Origin of the sequence: Kosmotoga arenicorallina S304 (assembly GCF_001636545.1) — a bacterium.
In the GTDB taxonomy this organism is placed as follows: Bacteria; Thermotogota; Thermotogae; order Petrotogales; family Kosmotogaceae; genus Kosmotoga_B; species Kosmotoga_B arenicorallina.
Genome location: NZ_JFHK01000003.1, coordinates 108,769 through 126,450 on the forward strand (window position 1 = coordinate 108,769; position 17,682 = coordinate 126,450).

The 17,682-nt window shown below is 40.0% G+C and carries 14 protein-coding genes; 4 read left to right on the forward strand and 10 right to left on the reverse strand.

Going from position 1 to position 17,682, the window contains the following annotated elements:
- The first annotated feature begins 12 nt into the window (after positions 1 to 12).
- The gene (locus AT15_RS02145; protein WP_068345913.1) at positions 13 to 543 is read left to right on the forward strand and encodes a GNAT family N-acetyltransferase; all 531 of its coding nucleotides are present in this window, start codon (positions 13 to 15) and stop codon (positions 541 to 543) included.
- 51 nt (positions 544 to 594) lie between these two features.
- Here AT15_RS02145 and AT15_RS02150 read toward each other — a convergent pair whose 3' ends face one another.
- The 3 genes from AT15_RS02150 to AT15_RS02160 form a co-directional block, all read right to left on the reverse strand.
- Positions 595 to 1,680, reverse strand: coding sequence for a hypothetical protein (locus AT15_RS02150; protein ID WP_068345915.1), 1,086 nt, complete (start codon positions 1,678 to 1,680; stop codon positions 595 to 597).
- Positions 1,681 to 1,807: 127 nt separating this feature from the next.
- Positions 1,808 to 3,085, reverse strand: coding sequence for a DNA recombination protein RmuC (gene rmuC / locus AT15_RS02155; protein WP_068345917.1), 1,278 nt, complete (start codon positions 3,083 to 3,085; stop codon positions 1,808 to 1,810).
- Positions 3,086 to 3,140: 55 nt separating this feature from the next.
- Positions 3,141 to 4,208 carry a hypothetical protein gene (locus tag AT15_RS02160; protein WP_068345919.1) on the reverse strand — a complete coding sequence of 356 codons (1,068 nt, stop codon included), beginning with the start codon at positions 4,206 to 4,208 and terminating at the stop codon, positions 3,141 to 3,143.
- A 160-nt stretch (positions 4,209 to 4,368) separates the two neighbouring features.
- Here AT15_RS02160 and AT15_RS02165 point away from each other — a divergent pair, with 160 nt between their 5' ends.
- Positions 4,369 to 8,292: an AAA family ATPase gene (locus AT15_RS02165; RefSeq protein ID WP_084251400.1), complete on the forward strand. Its 3,924-nt coding sequence runs from the start codon at positions 4,369 to 4,371 to the stop codon at positions 8,290 to 8,292.
- 2 nt (positions 8,293 to 8,294) lie between these two features.
- On the opposite strand, the gene AT15_RS02170 is transcribed toward AT15_RS02165, so the two are convergent.
- Positions 8,295 to 9,074 carry a class I SAM-dependent methyltransferase gene (locus tag AT15_RS02170; RefSeq protein WP_068345921.1) on the reverse strand — a complete coding sequence of 260 codons (780 nt, stop codon included), beginning with the start codon at positions 9,072 to 9,074 and terminating at the stop codon, positions 8,295 to 8,297.
- A gap of 103 nt (positions 9,075 to 9,177) precedes the next feature.
- Between AT15_RS02170 and AT15_RS02175 the strand changes: the two genes are divergently transcribed.
- On the forward strand, positions 9,178 to 9,408 hold the full coding sequence (locus AT15_RS02175; protein ID WP_068345923.1) for a hypothetical protein: 231 nt from the start codon (positions 9,178 to 9,180) through the stop codon (positions 9,406 to 9,408).
- An 11-nt stretch (positions 9,409 to 9,419) separates the two neighbouring features.
- Positions 9,420 to 9,593, forward strand: coding sequence for a hypothetical protein (locus AT15_RS10255; RefSeq protein ID WP_161484644.1), 174 nt, complete (start codon positions 9,420 to 9,422; stop codon positions 9,591 to 9,593).
- 264 nt (positions 9,594 to 9,857) lie between these two features.
- Here the strand turns inward: AT15_RS10255 and AT15_RS02180 are convergent, their stop codons facing one another.
- The 6 genes from AT15_RS02180 to AT15_RS02205 form a co-directional block, all read right to left on the reverse strand.
- On the reverse strand, positions 9,858 to 11,234 hold the full coding sequence (locus tag AT15_RS02180) for an aspartate ammonia-lyase (protein WP_068345925.1): 1,377 nt from the start codon (positions 11,232 to 11,234) through the stop codon (positions 9,858 to 9,860).
- 94 nt (positions 11,235 to 11,328) lie between these two features.
- Positions 11,329 to 12,549: a [FeFe] hydrogenase H-cluster maturation GTPase HydF gene (gene hydF / locus AT15_RS02185; protein ID WP_068345927.1), complete on the reverse strand. Its 1,221-nt coding sequence runs from the start codon at positions 12,547 to 12,549 to the stop codon at positions 11,329 to 11,331.
- Positions 12,543 to 13,640, reverse strand: a complete 1,098-nt coding sequence (gene hydE, locus AT15_RS02190) for a [FeFe] hydrogenase H-cluster radical SAM maturase HydE (protein WP_068345928.1) — start codon at positions 13,638 to 13,640, stop codon at positions 12,543 to 12,545. The genes hydF and hydE overlap by 7 nt, the downstream gene beginning before the upstream one ends.
- The gene (locus AT15_RS02195) at positions 13,633 to 13,890 is read right to left on the reverse strand and encodes a hypothetical protein (protein ID WP_068345929.1); all 258 of its coding nucleotides are present in this window, start codon (positions 13,888 to 13,890) and stop codon (positions 13,633 to 13,635) included. Before AT15_RS02195 ends, hydE begins: the two co-directional genes overlap by 8 nt.
- Complete coding sequence (hydG, locus tag AT15_RS02200) at positions 13,865 to 15,271, reverse strand: [FeFe] hydrogenase H-cluster radical SAM maturase HydG (RefSeq protein WP_068346058.1); 1,407 nt, start codon at positions 15,269 to 15,271, stop codon at positions 13,865 to 13,867. Before hydG ends, AT15_RS02195 begins: the two co-directional genes overlap by 26 nt.
- 168 nt (positions 15,272 to 15,439) lie before the next feature.
- Positions 15,440 to 16,933 (reverse strand): YifB family Mg chelatase-like AAA ATPase, encoded by a 1,494-nt coding sequence (locus AT15_RS02205; protein ID WP_068346061.1) that lies wholly within the window; start codon positions 16,931 to 16,933, stop codon positions 15,440 to 15,442.
- Between the last annotated feature and the right edge of the window lie 749 nt (positions 16,934 to 17,682).

Here is a 17,682-nt window from a genome sequence, read left to right on the forward strand (position 1 = left end):
TCGGGGGTTTTAATGCGGAATATTTCTTTAAAAAACGGACTTACGGCAATTATTAGAGAAGCTAATCCTGAGGACGCGCCACGATTATTGAGATATATTGAGCAGGTTTCTGGCGAAAGTGAATTTCTCACTTTTGGCCCCGGAGAATTTGAAATTACCGTGGAAAAAGAGAAAGAGTTCATAAAGAGTATTAAAGATATAGAAAACGCTCTAATGATTTTGGTGGAACTTGATGGAAAGATCGTTGGAATGTTGAACTTTAACGGTGGGACAAGACCGCGAACAAGGCACAGGGGAGAATTCGGTATTTCAGTGCTAAAAGATTACTGGGGCCACGGAATTGCTACTGCCATGCTTGAATATCTTATTGAATGGGCAAAGGAACACGAAATCTTAAAGATAGATCTCATGGTTAGAGAAGATAATGAAAGGGCTATAAAGTTATACGAAAAACTTGGTTTTAAGCGCGAAGGCCATATAAGCCGCTACTTCAAGCTTAGAAAGAAATTTTATGGCGTTATATACATGGGGCTTGAACTTTGATTTTGCTCACCCGTTGATTCTACTCCAGATCGCTTTTGACAAGCTTTTTTCTTATTCAGCGGCTTCCAACTCTACTACGTTATACCCCAAACCATTTGGGGTCTGAACTTTCATATAAAATAGCTTTCCAGTTGCAAGATCATATGCGAATTGCTGAAAGAAGTTTGCCCCAGACTGTTGTATTACGGCAACATTTACACCGTTATCTAAGAGCCCTTTATAAACCACAGAAGTTTCTATCTTTGTCACATCATCATAGTCGAGAACCTGACCTTTTTGAAGTCGTGCTAGAGCGGCAATGGGCATCCACAGGGGACCATTTAATTGCGTGTTTCCACAAACACTGTATATTTCCGAAGGAAGTGCACCATATTGTGAAACTGTTGTTTTAAATAGATCCCAATTTTTGCCTGAAGCTACAACCGTGATATTCGCCTCCATAGGAAAGGAACTGGGGTAGCTGCCGGGAATATTTACAGTATAAGCACCATTATAGCTTCTTGCTGGGGTAACTGTATTCTCTCTATTTACTCCAGCCCATGGAACTGAAATAAGTCTACTGGAAATAAATTGCAAATGGCTCGATTGAACATTTCCTCCAGATGGTACATGAAGCTGCCAGTATAGTAATATCCCGCTTTCCTTGTCGTACATATACACGTTCTTTCCAGTTTCGGTTTTATATTCAACCCTGACTCCTTGAATTGTTTTACCTCCCCTTTGAAAAGGCATTTCCACAGCAACAGAGTTTTCTGTTTGAAACCTGTCAAGGTGCGTAAATACTGCTGGGTTCATCCAGTAGTCGCAAATACCACACTTCTCTACACCACCTGTTGCTACCGAAGGAAAATATTGCCCTTGAGATTCTAAATAGTACGTTTGCAAAAGAGCGACATTCCCTTCTTCTAAAGCAACAATATCCACTTGTAATATCCCCTCTCCAGATGAAGCAGCATCAGGCAAACCACCGCCTGGCTTTATCGTGGCAGTCATCGCATAAAAGCTGATTCTCAAACCCTCTTTTAACCACACAGGAGCATTGGTAGCAAATTCTGGAAAGAGAGCAACCCAGCTGCTGGAAGAAAAAGCGAAAGGGCCAATAAGCAAGAACAAAATTATTAAAATCGACGTTTTCATGAAAATCCCTCCTCAATTCAATTGATTTTATAATTATGAGAAGGGATTGCTCAGGTTTTGTGGAACCATTTTCAAAAGCCTTATAAAAGCCCCTTAAAGAATTGCTGAAAATATCTTCTGCCTTGCACTATTTTTTGTTTTTGAGTTCCGGAGCATTTAATGGCCTGGGTTCTACTTCTAATGGTTGAAGGCTTGGTTCTTCATCTGGGATTTCGGCTATTTCTCTAAACCTTCTTGCACCTGGTAATAAGCGTCCTTCAAGAGATCCTACCGCTGTGTTATATGTTTTGACAAGTGTGGATAGCTTTTTCCCCACATCGTCAATATTGTTGAGAAATTTACTTAGCCTTTTGTACAATTCCTTGCCTTCTTCGGCAATTTTCTTGGCATTTTCCGCAAGCTGGAATTGCTGCCAGCCGTACGCAACCGATTTCAAAAGGGCGAGTAAAGTAATCGGGGTGGTAATAAGCACCTTTTTACTAATCGCCATTTCCAGAAGACCCGGGTCAACTTCAAAAGCCGTACTCACAGCAGCCTCTATGGGAATGAACATTATCACAAAGTCCGGGGCTTCGTTGAATCTTTCCCAATAAGCTTTAGCGCTGAGGGCCTTTATGGTGTCTTTCATACTTTTTACATGCCTTTTGAGCTTATCTTCTCTGGCCCTTTCATCCTGAACTTCCATGGCTTCAAGGTAGGCATTCAATGGAGTTTTAGCATCTACTGGAATCTCCCCGCCGTTTGGTAGCTTTATTACCATGTCTGGTCGGCCCTCTTCACTTGATTCCTGCTCTTCAAAATCTATATGCGCAGTCATTCCTGCAAGTTCAACGATTCGCCTGAGCTGATATTCTCCCCAGCGTCCTCTGGATGTGGAAGATTTAAGGGAACTGTTCAATTTTGTTATCCCCGTTTGCAATTCATTATTGGTCCGGGTAAGCTCCTGGAGATGCTTTTCTAAGCCTCCGTACGCTTTCTCGCGTTTATTTTCAATTTCGACGATGTTTTTTTGAAGTGTGTCAAGGTTATTCTTCAAAGGGGAAAGAAGGTCTTTAAGCTTGTCGTTTGCCTGCTTGAGAAAATCTTCTGTGTTCTTTGAAGTGACATCGCTCGCAAGAGCTTTGAAATTATCTTTTAGCTCTTCTTTGGCTTTTTCTAGCCACTCAAGCTTTTCGTTAAGAGATATCATTTGCTCCTGTAATTTGGCCTTTTCTATTTTTAGGTTTTCATTATCCTGCCTTAAGCCCTCAATTTCATCGTTAAGCCTTTCATTTTCTTCCTTGATGTGTTCTAACTTAACCTTCTCTTCAAGGGTTACTTTTAACTCTTTATATAGCTTTGATACTGTCAATGACAGTATAAAAACCACCGCAATGGATACAAAAGCTATTATCCAGCTGAGCAATGACTTTACCTCCCTTCAAACTCCTCACTCAATCTTTTAGCACGCTAATGGACCGCTATTTGCACTTTTCACTGTAAAAATTCAGGGATGCTTCCATAAGCGAGATATCATCAGGAGAAAAATCGATATCTTTGAGGTATTCGTAAAAATCCATATCGTAGTAATAATAAGCTCTATGTTCCTGAATATTACCATAGAATTTATCCCGAAGGAATTTTGCGAAACCTTCAACGAGATTTTCTTCGCAAAAACCCCGCCAGGAATATGAATTGCTCAGACTCTCATCCGAATGCCAGTGTTCATAAAATTGTGGATCTTTAATTTTCAACTCTTCAGTCAGCTCTTTGAATTCTTTGGAACCGGTAAAAGTCTGAAAGAATTCGTGGCTGTATTCATGCAAGGGAGTAAAAAAGAGCTTTTCAATGCTGTCCACATCTCTCTGAAGGGTTGAAATTCTCAGTTCATCGAGTTTAAAGCCATATGCACCGACTTCCCTGAAAGTATAGTAAAACAAACACTTGCTTTTCCCCAGGTCTATCCTACTGTTATCAGAGATAAACTGATAAGGATTGGGATATTCCCTTGCTTCTTCTGTCATTTGTTTTGCAACTTTTTCGAACTTAGGAGCATTTTCCTCGAAATAATCTTTGAAAAAAGTTTCATAGTAGTACGGTAATAGCTTTTCCAGTGCATTTCTGACATTAACTGGAAGGCTGTTAGAGCCTATAATTGCACCTTTATATACTCTCACAAGGTCATCTATGGTGCTTTCATCCGAAAGCAGTGTAGCAATATTCAATAAACGCCATGCGTGGGTGTTTTCAAAGATGGTTTTCAGGTTTTCTTTCATTGCGGAAGGCAGAGCATAATAAGTGTCCAATAGCCATAGATAATGGGCTCTGGAATCTGCTCTAACATCGCTGTAATAACTTTTCCATTTTTCTGGTGCTTTTATGTTGGCATAATACATCTCCTCCAACGTACTTATCATGGAATATTTAAGCACTGGAGGCCTCACTTCAACTTCACCGACAAGTGCCCTTTCCATGGGCTTTGTAATAAACAGTGCAACGCACCCACCCAGCAAAATCATAAAAATTAAAGGAATAAATAGGCTTTTCATATAGACCTCCTTGTTTTTTTCAAAACAATTATACAGTTTTTGCACAGATACTCCCATTTGGCCTTGTTTTTTATTTGGCTGTATAAACTGCTTAGGATTTACACGGCACAAGTGATACAATTTCAGAAAGCTTTTAAAGTTGTTTTAGGAGGAATATATCGTGAAAAAATATTTTGCCATGTGGTTTTTTATTCTACTTTCTCTCGTTGCTCTTTCAGAACCAACCAATGCTTTGGAACATCAAATTAGTTCAATTAGCGAGCTCAACAAAGCTTATTCCAGAGCACTTCAAAATCTTATCGACCACACCGGGCTTTTCAAATCAGGAAGTGATTATTTTTATGATGCTTTATATTCTAAAGATCCGCTTTTGAAGCGTTTTCAAAGTGACGTAGCAGAGAAAGTCAAGAAAATCAACGAAGCGAGAAGCAGAGGAGCTTCCCAAGAAGAACTTGTTAAACTACAACTGGAATACCAGAAAGCAAAACTCATGGAGAACAAGCAGTTGGTTGCTCTTGTAGAATCAAACCTGTACAATTCTATTGACTACGTTGTATCCGAGAGCTTAAAGGGCTCTCTGGAAACTGCGACAAAGGTTATTAATGACGTGCTTTCAAATTGGAGAAGCATTCTCGAGCCGCTGCTTGAGGGAGATTTCGGCGGTGTTATCAAAAACGCGATTCTTCAGCTGATAGACTCGACATACAAAGTAACCTTTATTGACTACTGCAAAAACAATTATGGTGCCACTGACAAAATCGCAAATTACTGGTGGAAAACGTATTTCGTTGAACCCTTTCAAAATTCTGAAGAGAAAAAACTCCTCGATAAGGTACTCACAAAAGCTTCTGATGACTTAAAAGAAAAGCTTAAGAGCAAACTAACTGAAAGACTTAAACTTGTAATTTTGAACAAAGGTGGCGAGTTGACAAAAGATGCAATAGAAGAAACCGTCAAAAACAAGGCAGAAGGTATTCTGAAAAACCTTATTGAAACACCTTCTCTTATCGTAGAACTTTTCGTAAAATACTACAATGTTGCAGATTTCCAGCTTATGTTCAATGATCTCGCGACAAACGAAATCTTTTTTATAAAGCAAATTAGAGAACTAGTCGGAAACGATGAATCTGAAATAAACAGGTGCTATTTTGATAAGGCTTATTTCCTCGAAAAGAAAAAACAATCGTTGAATAAACAACTTCCAGATATGAAACCACATAATTCAACGAAATCGATAACAACAAAAGAAGAAATAATTCCTGAAGAAATCACTGAGAAAATCCAGAAAACTATTAGCAAGGAAGATCCTGCGTTAGAAATCAGTACCGTTGAATCCATTGAAAAACAACTGGAAACAATGAATTCCTCTTTGCCGGGAGAAATCATCCCTTTCCCCGATAAATCCGAGCAACTTATCGAAGAGCTTTTCGCAAAACTGGAAAATGACGAGATTTCATTGGGGGCTTATAAAGCTGAAGCACAACAGGTGATTAGCCTGTACTCTTCATCTGTTGCTCTGGCAAAGAACAAGATATTGGAATCTCTAAAGGCGCAATACGAGAAAGGTGAACTCTCTTATGATGAATACAGCAACAGAAAAAAAGAAGTTGTGAAAAAGGTCGATAAGTACATTGCCGCTGTAAGTGATCGCTACGCTAAATTTGAACTGAAAATAAAAGACGCGCAGAGTACCTTCAAAAAGCAATTTTTTAATACTGTGAGCTCAGTGGATATTGGAAATGAAATAAGAAATATAGATAGCACAATGAATAGAAAAATAGAAGATTTCAAGAAGCTCTACCACAACAAAACAGGCCAATATGTTCCGCAATATACGGTAAGTGTTAGCTTTACCCAGATGATCAACGCTTTCAGCAATGAAAATAATGGATTTGGAAAAAGTTTTGTTGCAAACCTTTATTCAAATTCTCCAAGCGTCTTTTTGCTTGAGCATGGTAGCTGGATTGTAGAAAACCTGCTTGCCCTTTTTTATGAAGAAAACCAGCTGATTCAAAATCTTTTAGATTCAACGAATAAGTTGTGGGAAGAACTTTTAACACTCTTTGATAACGTACCAAAATATTACTATACAAACGAATCAGGTGAAAATCTCCTTGTTGACGGCATTAATTCTATACAATCTTTAAGAAACTCATTGTTGAACAGGCTGCAAGCATTGATGAACTGGGAAAGCCCCCTTTCCGACTGGACTTATCTTTTAGAAGAAAAAAATGCCAAAACCAAAATCTATTTAGAAGCCTATCTTGTTTTTCAACAAGAAAAAGTGGAATTATTCAACGAATTTTTGCAAAGGCTCACAGACGATTTTGATTCACTCGAAGTAAGGTATCTGGAAGCATGGAGGACCGACAGAATTGAAGGCATGTGTCAAACGTTGGTGAATATGTGGCATGAAAAGATCACTCCTGATACAGCAAAAGAAAAACTCAAGCTTCTGGCTTTGTCAACGAAAGACGTTGATGCTCAGTATCAAAACTGGCTCCAGCTGCGAGAAGATCTATCACAGCTTAGCAACGAAATAAATAGCATAAAAAACGATGGGGTATCTTTATTGAATTTAGCTGAGTCTCAGGTAACTTCAAATTATATGAAAGCTCTCATTGAAAAGAACGAAAAATTGAAAAATGAAGCGTCCCAGTCTCTGAAAAACTACGAAAAGGCTTCTTTGGATGATTATCGTCATGATCTGATAGGCAGGATAAGAGATTTTAGCAATAAAATTGTGGACTTTGAAAACTATCCTGATGATCTTATCAGAGGTGAAAGAGCATATTACATTAGAATTCTTATCAGGAATGCTGGCATTCAGAAAGAAGGAATGTCCTACCCGCTCTCTTTCGATAATCCCTATATAGCTGGTGCTACCAATGGCAATCTTGAAATGGCGTTAAAGCTCTGTGAAAGCTTTAGAGATTTCCTGAAAGAAGCAGAGACAAGATCATTAGCTAAAAATGAAGCGAACAAAGTAATGGAGAAATTTTTGGATGATATTGAGCCAGATGTTGAAAAGATAGTAGCTAAAGGCAATTTCATTACTCGTGAAAGAAAAGAAGAACTTTTAAGTTTACTTGATGAAGCTCACGAGAGCGCCATAGAAACAATCAAGAGTTACGGTGTTGATACTGGATATGATTTTTATTTCGCTCGGGAAGAGGAAATCAGGAGGAAAATCGAGAATATGGTAGTTAGAGAAGCAAAAACAGGTGCACAACCTTCTAAAGAAGGCGGGTCATTTCATGTGATAGAAAAGCCAACGAAGCTCGTTCAAGACGAGATCATCTGGCTTGATGTAATGAATAAAGGGTATCCGGGATACAGGTTCAGTATGTCCCCTGATGGCGAAAAACTACTAATAGAACTTCAAGCCAATACAAGTGCAGATAAACGATTCAGACTCTACAATTTAGCCAAACACGAATTTGAACAGCTAGTTTTACCCTCAAAGGCAACAGAAATAATTTCCAGCGGGGGGTACAATTTTAACTGGACAGCAGATAACGAACTTTACATATATTCCTATGATGGCAAAGGGGTAATAATAACCGACAATGGGAATGTTGAGGACAAACCAATCACTACTATTACGGGAGTTGCTTTATACGGGTCAAGCTCTTCAGGTGAATTCATTCTTGCCAGAGAACTCTACGGAAAAATTTACTTGCTGAAATCAGATGACGCTTCATACAGAAATATAGGTACAAGCTATAAAGACAAAGCACTTCAATGGATACCCGGAACAGACATGGTATTTTTCATAGATGAAAGCAATATGGTCAACGTGTACGATGCTCAAAAGGATTCTTTGAGCACCTACCAAACCCTTTTTGATGGTTATGTTTGCGCTGTCTTGCCAGGTGGCAAATGGTTTGTCTTCGGAGAAGGTTTTGAGTTAAAGGCTATGAAAATAGATGGCTCTGAAATCACGACTCTTTTGAGGCTAGAAGAAAGTAGCCTTGCTTTAATTGCAGGTGTGTATCCATTATACGGTAACAACATACTCGTTCTATGGATGAATCACGGAGATAAATTTGACTATGGTGTTCAGGTTTGCACTATTGAGTGAATCTATATTCTTTTCCAGTAAGCTCTTTTGAAGCCATCGCCGGGTTCTTCAAATATTTTCCAGCTGAAATTTTGCGAAACGAGGAATTCGTGGATCTCGTTGTCTTTATTGTTGTTCCCCGGAAATAGAACGACCTGGCCTCCGGGTTTCGTAACTCTTAGCATCTCAGAATACTCTTTTTCCGGTTCATCGCCAAAAACATGTCCACCCATAGTGACGTCAAAAAAGGCATTTTCAAAAGGAATGTCTGTAAGTACGCTGTCGCATACATATAAGTTATTCACGCCAAGCTTCAACGCCTTTTCCTTAAGGTATCTCCTGAGGTTAGTAACCGGTTCAAGAGCATATACTACCCTTGCTTTTCTTGTCGCTACAAAGGTCAGCCTTCCGGTTCCAGCCCCTATATCAAGCACCCTTTTGCCAGAAAAATCCACTATCGAAGTCAGTTCAGAATCATCCCATTTTAAAAATTCGAGCTCATCATAACGTTCTGGCTTGAAGATATACACAATCCAGTCATTTATGGCTTCCATTACGGCAATTTCCGCTTTTCTTGCTTCTTTTTGAGAGGGATTTTTCCCCTCGGTAATATTTTCAAAAAATTCTCTTCTCTCAGGAACAAGGTTGCAGAAATACCATTTCATGGCTGGATTTGCTGCAAGTGCAGTTCCTAAAGCATCTTCAATTTTGCAGTCATTGGAAATCCATAGAACATGCTCTCTTTCAAGCATGAGCAACCAGTTAAAGTTGAGTTCCTTTACATCCAGCCAACCAAGCCCCACAATATTCCCCTCCTTCAATATTGCTGCTGAAGGATTAGAATTATTATATCATCAGCAATGGGAGAGAAGGTGGAAACATGTTAAAAGTGGTGGTAATCTTTTTTTGCTTTTAATGGTTAGTACAGCACTTGGAGCAGGAATTTTTGAAGTGAATGTCAGTGATGGGTTTATGTATTTGCTTTCCGCTGAACTGTCTCACATTTTCCCCGGAGGTCTTGGCTTTAGCGCAAGGCTTGGCCTTATTCCACCCATTATTCCGGGATCGATATTTACTGCTACCTTTGATGTCTTCGGGGGTTATATAAATATTTCAAACATTTCTATTACAGACTAAATGGAGGCTTAATGCTAACAACACCTCTCAAAAACCTTGATGCCAAATTGATGTCTATGATCAGTCCAGAAATCGGCTGGCGTTTTTCGTGGTTTAAGATAAAAATAGGCGGGGCAGTCGTTTATGATTTCTCAGGCGATCAACCAGCATTCTTGCCTTATGTAAATGCGGGAATCGTTTTTTGAAACGAAAATCCGTTCTGAGTTCTCGAAAAATTCTTCAAGTTGGTTTGATAAAACTGCCGATGCAGCTGGTTTTAGAATCGAGAGCTGAGACAAAGATTTCTTTTTCGTTCTCATTATTCTTGCTTTTTCGTGCTATGCTCAACTTACATACAACCCACAACCAACAACGCACAACCCATACGACGCACAACCAACAACCGACAACACACAATCCGATCTTTACTTTAGCTCAGCATAGCTGTTGCAAAGCAGCTCTCTCAATTCTCAAAGCCCCAAACCGGTACTATGTTTCCCAAGAAGCTTGGCTTTAAGTTCAGAGATTTTAGTTTCTGTTTCTTCTGCGGCAATTTCCCATATATCTTTTCTCTCTTCATGAGATCTCTTTATCCACTTTTGAACACGCTCGTATCCATAGGCTGTTATCATTGGTGTAAACACGGTTTCACTTTTAAGAAGATTCTCTTGTGCTTTATCTTTGTTTGCCTTTATTTCAGGTATGTATCTTTCAAGGCTTTTGGCAGCATTGGCGAGAAACCTCAGGGATTTCAATGTATAGTGGACTATAAGGGGTACGAAGGGATTTAGCTCGAGGTTTCCCGAAGAAACTGCAAAGTTCACAGCCACATCATGTGCCAACACGCTTATTGCCATTTGAATCGAATATTCTGGCACTACCGGATTTATTTTGCCCGGCATAATAGAGCTCCCGGCTTGAACTTTAGGCAATTCAAGTTCTCCAAAACCCGCATTAGGGCCACTACCAAGAAGCCGTATATCGTTGGAGATTTTTAGCAGATTTGTCGCAAGTGATTTCAACAACCCGTGAATCTCTGCAAACACATCCATATTCTGGGTAGCATCGATCAGATTTTCTGCTTTCGCAACTCTTATTCCTGATATGTTCCTGAGTTCATTCACTATCGATAGCACAAATCTCTTATCAGCCGCTATGCCAGTACCAATAGCTGTCCCACCAAGATTTACCGTGCGAATTCGTTCTTCTACCTTGTATAGTCTCCAGCGGTCCCTGCTAATGGCTTCAGCCATTGCACCAAATTCCTGCCCCAGAGAAATGGGAACAGCATCCATAAGTTGTGTCCTTCCTGGTTTCATGACACTCCAGAATTCTTTTTCTTTTTCCTGTAAGACTGCTTGAAGCCTTTCCACCGTAGAAACAAGTTCTTTTAGCAAAACAATGACTGCCATTTTTCCGGCAGTAGGGAAGGTATCATTCGTCGATTGAAATTTGTTAACGTCATCAAGGGGATGAACAAGGTACTCCCCTTTTTTGCCTCCAAGGATTTCCGTTGCCCTGTTAGCTATAACCTCGTTGATATTCATATTTATTGATGTTCCCGCACCACCCGAAAGGGGATCGACGACAATTTGACCAGAAAGGGCCCCATTTATCAACTCATCACAGGCTTTACATATGGCATCGCTTTTTTCCCTGGAAAGAAAACCAAGTTTGCCATTTAATGAAGCTGCAGCCTTTTTTACATAACCATAGGCACGTATAAATTCTTTATCCAGTTTTTCGCCAGTATTATGGAAATTCTTCAACGCCCTTTGCGTATGTGCTCCCCAATATGCTTCTTCGGGTATTTCAATGTTTCCTAAGCCATCATTTTCTACTCTCATGCTATCACCGCCATTGTACATCTTAAAAGTTACGAGATTCGAGAATCCGAGAACCGAGAAAGAACGAGAAAAAAACTTTGTCTCACGTTCTCGGTCATTTTCCCGCGTTATAGGTCTCTTCAAGCAAAGCTTGCACTTCCGGGAAGGGCTTCAGGACTCTGTTAATGATACCGTGTAAATATGAAATTACCACGCCGTAGTTCGAAATAGGAATGCCACGTCTTTTTGCTTCCCTAAGCCTTCGTAGCATCATGGCTCGGGTGAGGGTGCAACCTCCACAGTGTACAATCAGATCCACGTTTTCGAGGTCTTCTGGAAATTCCTTTCCTGACTTTATTTCAAACTCTATTCCTCCACCAATGTGATTGGTAAGCCATCGTGGAATTTTTACTCGCCCGATGTCTTCAACAAGAGGAATATGAGAGCAGGCTTCCATGATTACCACTTTACTTTCAGGTGTCAAATTTTCAATTGCCTTTACCCCCTTTACCAATTCTAGAAGATCACCTTTGTGGCGGGCTTCAAGAATGGAAAAAGTTGTAAGAGGTATTTCTTCAGGAACATCAGCAGCTATTCTGCTTATAAGATGCGAATCTGCAACTACAAGGGCCGGAGGGGTCTTTAGTTTCTCAAGTGTCCATCTTAATTCCCGTTCTTTAACAACAATGCAAATCGCTTCTCTGTCGAGGGTTTCCCTGATTGCTTCCACCTGAGGCATAATGAGCTTACCTTTCGGTGCTCCAAGATCTATCGGGACAACCAGTAATACTATTTCGCCACCATCAATCAGGTCAGAGAGCAAAGGGATTTCTTCTTCCTTCGGGAGTTCTTTGATGATTGATTCTCTGAGTTTTTCTATACCTTCACCTGTTTTTGCTGACACTAATATATGGGGGAATTTTTCTATGCGCTTTATTAAATCGGAACGATCAAGATCTATATCGCTTTTGTTAATGGCTATCACAAAGGGGATTTCCATCTTTTCAAAGGAATTTACCAGCCACTTTTCATAGTCGCTCCAGCTACTATCCACAACAAGAATCGCAAGGTCAATTTTATATAGAGCCTTTTTTGCCCTTTCTACGCGCAGGTTGCCCAGATCACCTACGTCATCCACACCCGGAGTATCTATAACAGTAACAGGTCCTATGGGGTGTATTTCAAGGGATTTGTATACAGGATCTGTTGTGGTGCCGGGCTGTTCGCTTACGATAGATATTTCCTGTCCGACAAGTCTGTTTATAAGGCTAGATTTTCCGACATTCCGCTTCCCAAAAAAACCGAGATATTTTCTGTATCCACCTGTTGTCAACATCGATCCATCACTTCCTTTTCGTGTTTCTCAAGTTCTCTGAGGATCTTAACGCTCAATTTGAAGCCCATTTCTTTAAGCCTTTTGGCTGTTTGAAAAAACTCCACTTTTGCTTTTCCTGTGTAAATCATATAGTCTTTTCTGTATTTTTCCGGCGTGAAATTGCACATTATAACATTGCAGCCAGCATTGAAAGCCTCAAATTGTTTCTTTTCGTCTATTGTTCCAAGCGCGGTAGTAGCGGGCATGAAAACACGAGGCATAGTAAGCCTGATTGCAGCATACGTATTCAATGTAAGTTCGGGGTCTCCGTGTGGAAATTTCTGAAGAGGTGTGCCTTCCGCTGGTACAAAGGGTCCTAAGCCAATCATTTTTACCCCAATGCGCTTCATAAAGAGAATATCATCTGCAATGTCCTCAATAACTTGCCCTGGAAGTCCGATAATATTTCCCGAACCACCTACATAGCCTAATGAAACAATGTAGTCGAGCAAATCAATTCTTTCATCGTAATCATCATCAGGATGAACCGCTTCAAATATTTTCTTATTAATGGTTTCATGTTTCAACAAGACCTTTGAAGCTCCTGCGTGTTTTAGTTTTAAATACGCAGGCTTTGGTAGCTCACCGATTGAAAGCGAAACCGGAACATAGGTCGTGCTTCTTATAGTGGATACTATATGCTCAAGGGTCTCGAGGTCATAATAGGGATCTTCACCTGATTGCAGGATTATTGTGTCAACACCGAGTTTTGCCATATTTATTGCAACAGATATAATTTCATCGGGTGACATTCTGTATCTGTGTACTTTGTTTGAAGCCCTGATACCACAATAAGCACAATTTTTTCTGCAATAGTTTGAGAACTCAATCACGCCCTTTATGAAAACCATATCCCCCATGTAATCATGCCTAAAAGCATTAGCCAATTTGAATAAAAGCCTTCTTTCTTCCCCTTCTTCAAGGGTAAGAAGGTATACAATCTCTTCTTTAGAAAGAGGAATTTCTTCAAGAGCTCTTATAGCGACTGCAAAAAGCTTTTCAAGGCCTTTTTCTTTTATTTCTTTAATAATTTCGAAGCGTTTATTATCCATTGTTTTCCTCCAAAAAATTTTCGATATCTTTCAATAGATTTATTTTGACATTTTCCTCTACCCTCTCCCCAAAGATTGCAAATTTCCCTATGGTTATAATTTTTTCTGGTGGAAGAAAATACTCGCTTCCATAGCCACCTATGTAAGCCCAACGCCTTTCATAACATTCAGCAAGCCATAACTTGCAGCCATTTTTAGAATATTCTTTAAGCAATTCAAGCACTTTAGAAATAAAGATCTCTTTCACCATTTTCCAACCTCTCACAATATTTAAGCAGAGTCTCTTTTATTTCAGGCTTATCGATACTGCTTATTTCCTCCCGGATTCTTTCCAAGCCAGCTTCTCTGGTCTCAGAAGAAGCGTAATCATTAAGGTATTCGAAAAAGGTAAGAATGGCATTTGGCTGGCAAAATCTCTTCACAAAACCGGGGATAGCGAATTCCATGAAATGTTCCCCGGTCCTGCCAAGGCGATAACAAGCCGTGCAAAAGGAAGGAACATAACCGTCTTCGGCCAACTCTCTTATCACAACATCAAGTGGTCTGGTATCACCAAGGGAAAATTGTGATTTCCTATAGGCTTCTTTGTCTTCAGTGGAATATGCTCCGACACCTATATTTGAACCTGCATCTATTTGTGATACACCCAGTTTTAACACTTCTCTTCTTATTTCTATGGGTTCACGAGCGGTAAGGATTAACCCTGTATAAGGCACCGCCAGCCTGATTACCGCAACAAGGTGTTTGAAGTCTTCATCTGATACCTGATACGGTGGTTGTTCGGTGATAGGAGTGCCAATAGCTGGCTCTATCCTCGGGAAAGAGATAGTATGTGGGCCGACACCAAATCGCTCTTCTAAATGAATAGTATGATATAGCAGTCCCATAACTTCAAATTTCCAGTCGTACAGCCCGAACAAAGCACCAATTCCAACGTCGTCTATACCTGCCTCCATCGCTCTGTCAAGCCCATATAACCTGTACAAAAAATCCGACTTTGGACCTCTGGGATGCATTTTTTTATACGTCTCAGGGTGATAGGTTTCCTGAAAAATCTGATATGTACCAATTCCAGCTTCCTTGACTTTTTTGTAATCATCTACTTCAAGAGGAGCTGCGTTTATATTAACCCTTCTGATTTCTCCATTACCTTCTTTTACAGAATATACCTTTCTAACAGTAGCGGCTATGAAGTCCGCATTATAAAGGGGATGTTCGCCATAAACAAGGATTAGGCGTTTGTGCCCACGTGAGACCAAAGCCTTTGCTTCTGTCTCTAAATCATTCATAGAAAGTGTTTTTCTTAGCACTTCACGATTGCTCGATCTGAATCCACAATATACACAATCGTTTATACACTTATTGCCAATATACAATGGAGCAAAAAGCACTATTCTGTTCCCATAAATCCTTTGTTTTAATTCCTTCGCACCTTCAAAAATGAGCTCCTTTGCCTCGTAACTACTTGCGTTAAGCAGCGTTGCAACTTCTTCTGGTTCAAGCCTGTTCTTGTCCAGCGAGCGCTGAACGATGGCTTCAATCTTCTTCGGCTCTGGCTCTTTTGTGTTTTCAAGATGGTTTTGAATTTCTTCAACATCGATAAAATTTTTAAGTTCGGTTTTCACAACTATCACCTCAAATAAAAAATCCCCGGCTGAGCCGGGGACAGATTTTATGATCAAGCACGATCATATTATTCGCAAATTTTCTCTGTCCCTCGATCTCAGGAAATCCCTTGATCTCAGGAATGTGATTAATTTCACAAATATTTTACAGGATTTTTTTGACGGTGAGTTATTTTAGAGGTTAACTTCTTTTTTCCTGTATTGAATGGCTTCGGCTATGTGTCGTGGAAGGACTTTTTCGGAACCTTCCAAATCAGCAATAGTTAAAGATACTTTCAAAACTTTATCTACACTACGTCCTGTGAGTCTCAGTTTTTCAACGGCAGATTCCAGAAGTTTTGCTCCCGTTGAATCCAGGGAGATAAGCTCCTCAATTTCCCTGTGGTTTAATTGGCTGTTGAAGTACTTCCCAAGTACCTTCATGCGCGCGTATTGCCGCTCTCTGGCTCTTTCAACCCTTTCACGAATGTTTTTGGAGCTTTCACTCTTCCGCTTTTCAGAATATTCAGAAAATTCCAGCCGTGGCATATCTACAAAAATATCTATCCTGTCTTCTATCGGGCCTGAAATCTTTTTATTGTACCGCTTGATGTCATTCCAGGAGCACGAGCATTCATGACTTCTGTCCCCATACCAACCACAAGGGCAGGGATTTTGAGCAGCAACGAGCATGAATCTCGCCGGATATGTAACTGTGAGTCTGGCCCTGGATATTGTTACATCACCATCTTCAAGTGGCTGTCTGAGCGCTTCAAGAACGTCCCGCCTGAATTCTGGAAGCTCATCGAGGAATAATACACCATTATGCGCAAGACTTATTTCACCGGGTTTTGCCTCGCTTCCTCCGCCAATGATAGCCGTAGTAGAAGCTGTATGATGTGGTGACCTGAAAGGACGCTCTATTACCAGGCCTTTTCCATCAAGCAATGAAGCAACACTATAAATCTTTGTTGTTTCTATGGCTTCTTCAAGAGACATTCTGGGAAGGATTCCCGGTATCCTTCTGGCAAGCATTGTCTTGCCACATCCCGGTGACCCTTTAAGAAGCAAATTGTGTGCACCAGCGGCGGCGACTTCCGCTGCTCGCTTTGCAAACTCCTGGCCTTTTATGTCTGAAAAGTCTTCTGCAACAATATGTTTCAGCTCCGGTTCCTTATAAGCTATGGGATTCTTTTTTATATTTCCATTGAGGAATGCAACGAGCTCAGAAAGGTTTTTCACAGTGTATGCATCTATATTTTTAAGAATTGAAGCCTCAGATTCATTTGAAGCAGGAAGTATCACAGTTGGTTTTTCCTTTTCTTCAGAAAGTTTCAAAAGAGCCGGAAGCACGCCCCTAACTTTTCTAACCGTGCCATCTAGGCCCAACTCACCAAAGAAAAGAAACTTCGAAATGTCCTTCTGAACAATGTCAGAAGCTTTCAAAATACCAACAGCCATAGGAAGATCGAGATAAGAACCCTCTTTCTTGATATCGCTTGGTGCGAGATTTATGGTTATTTTTCCTCTTGGGAAGGGAAATCCGGAATTCTTTAGAGCACTCTTGACTCTTTTTTTGCTCTCTTTTACTACTGTATCGCCCAGACCAACTATATCAATATCATGAATCACAGCTTTTTTGTCAACATCAACTTCTACTGCTATCCTGTAAGCATTCAATCCAATCATCGTAACGCTTGAAACACTGGAATAATGCCTCACACTATCCCCCCTCAAGTTTTTTCCATTATAACATTGGTGATTGAGAACCGGGGATTCGAGAAAATCGAGAAGGTGAGAAGCACGGGTTTAGGGTCTGGTATTAAATACCGAGTAAAGAGCCGCGAGTTACGGGAATAGAACGAGATCTGAGAATCCGAGAGCTGCTTCGCAGCGAGTAAGCACGCTGCGCGTGGGTATGACTGGCTACGCCAGTGTTATGAACTCCTTCGGAGTTGCCTTGAACCGCTCTGCGGTTGCTTTGTACTGCTAATGCAGTTGACAATAATGGCCTACTATTAGGCTTGGGTCTGGTTTTTACTAAACCCCAAACCCTTTCTTCTCGATTTTCGGTTATTTTGTCTCGACTTCCCGTTATTGCACAACAAATGCCTTATTAAAGCTATGATGACATTTTATTATCCATTGAAAAAAACAAAAAATAAAGTTGACTGTAAAAATCAAAGGAAACAAAGAATAATCAAAGGCATCTGCTGATAATTTAAAAAAAAAAGACATTATTTAAATTCGAAAATTGAAAAATATATAGTTATAATATATAAGCAATGTTTCAAATTATGCGCTTTAAGTTAATAAAACGATGTAAAAAAACGATTCGTTAAAAATATTTTACGATTATCACCAGAATGTTTATATCGATTTCTCAGATTATCTTTATCTCTTGGAGTTTTAATCCAAAGTGGAAATATATTATAAGT

Excerpts from the sequence above, each read along its gene's own strand:
- AT15_RS02205 (WP_068346061.1), bottom strand. The coding sequence starts at position 16,933 with ATGATTGGATTGAATGCTTACAGGATAGCAGTAGAAGTTGATGTTGAC.
- hydF (WP_068345927.1), bottom strand. The coding sequence starts at position 12,549 with ATGTTGACAACAGGTGGATACAGAAAATATCTCGGTTTTTTTGGGAAG.
- AT15_RS10255 (WP_161484644.1), top strand. The coding sequence starts at position 9,420 with ATGCTAACAACACCTCTCAAAAACCTTGATGCCAAATTGATGTCTATG.
- hydE (WP_068345928.1), bottom strand. The coding sequence starts at position 13,640 with ATGGATAATAAACGCTTCGAAATTATTAAAGAAATAAAAGAAAAAGGC.
- AT15_RS02145 (WP_068345913.1), top strand. The coding sequence starts at position 13 with ATGCGGAATATTTCTTTAAAAAACGGACTTACGGCAATTATTAGAGAA.
- AT15_RS02195 (WP_068345929.1), bottom strand. The coding sequence starts at position 13,890 with ATGGTGAAAGAGATCTTTATTTCTAAAGTGCTTGAATTGCTTAAAGAA.
- AT15_RS02180 (WP_068345925.1), bottom strand. The coding sequence starts at position 11,234 with ATGAGAGTAGAAAATGATGGCTTAGGAAACATTGAAATACCCGAAGAA.
- AT15_RS02150 (WP_068345915.1), bottom strand. The coding sequence starts at position 1,680 with ATGAAAACGTCGATTTTAATAATTTTGTTCTTGCTTATTGGCCCTTTC.
- AT15_RS02160 (WP_068345919.1), bottom strand. The coding sequence starts at position 4,208 with ATGAAAAGCCTATTTATTCCTTTAATTTTTATGATTTTGCTGGGTGGG.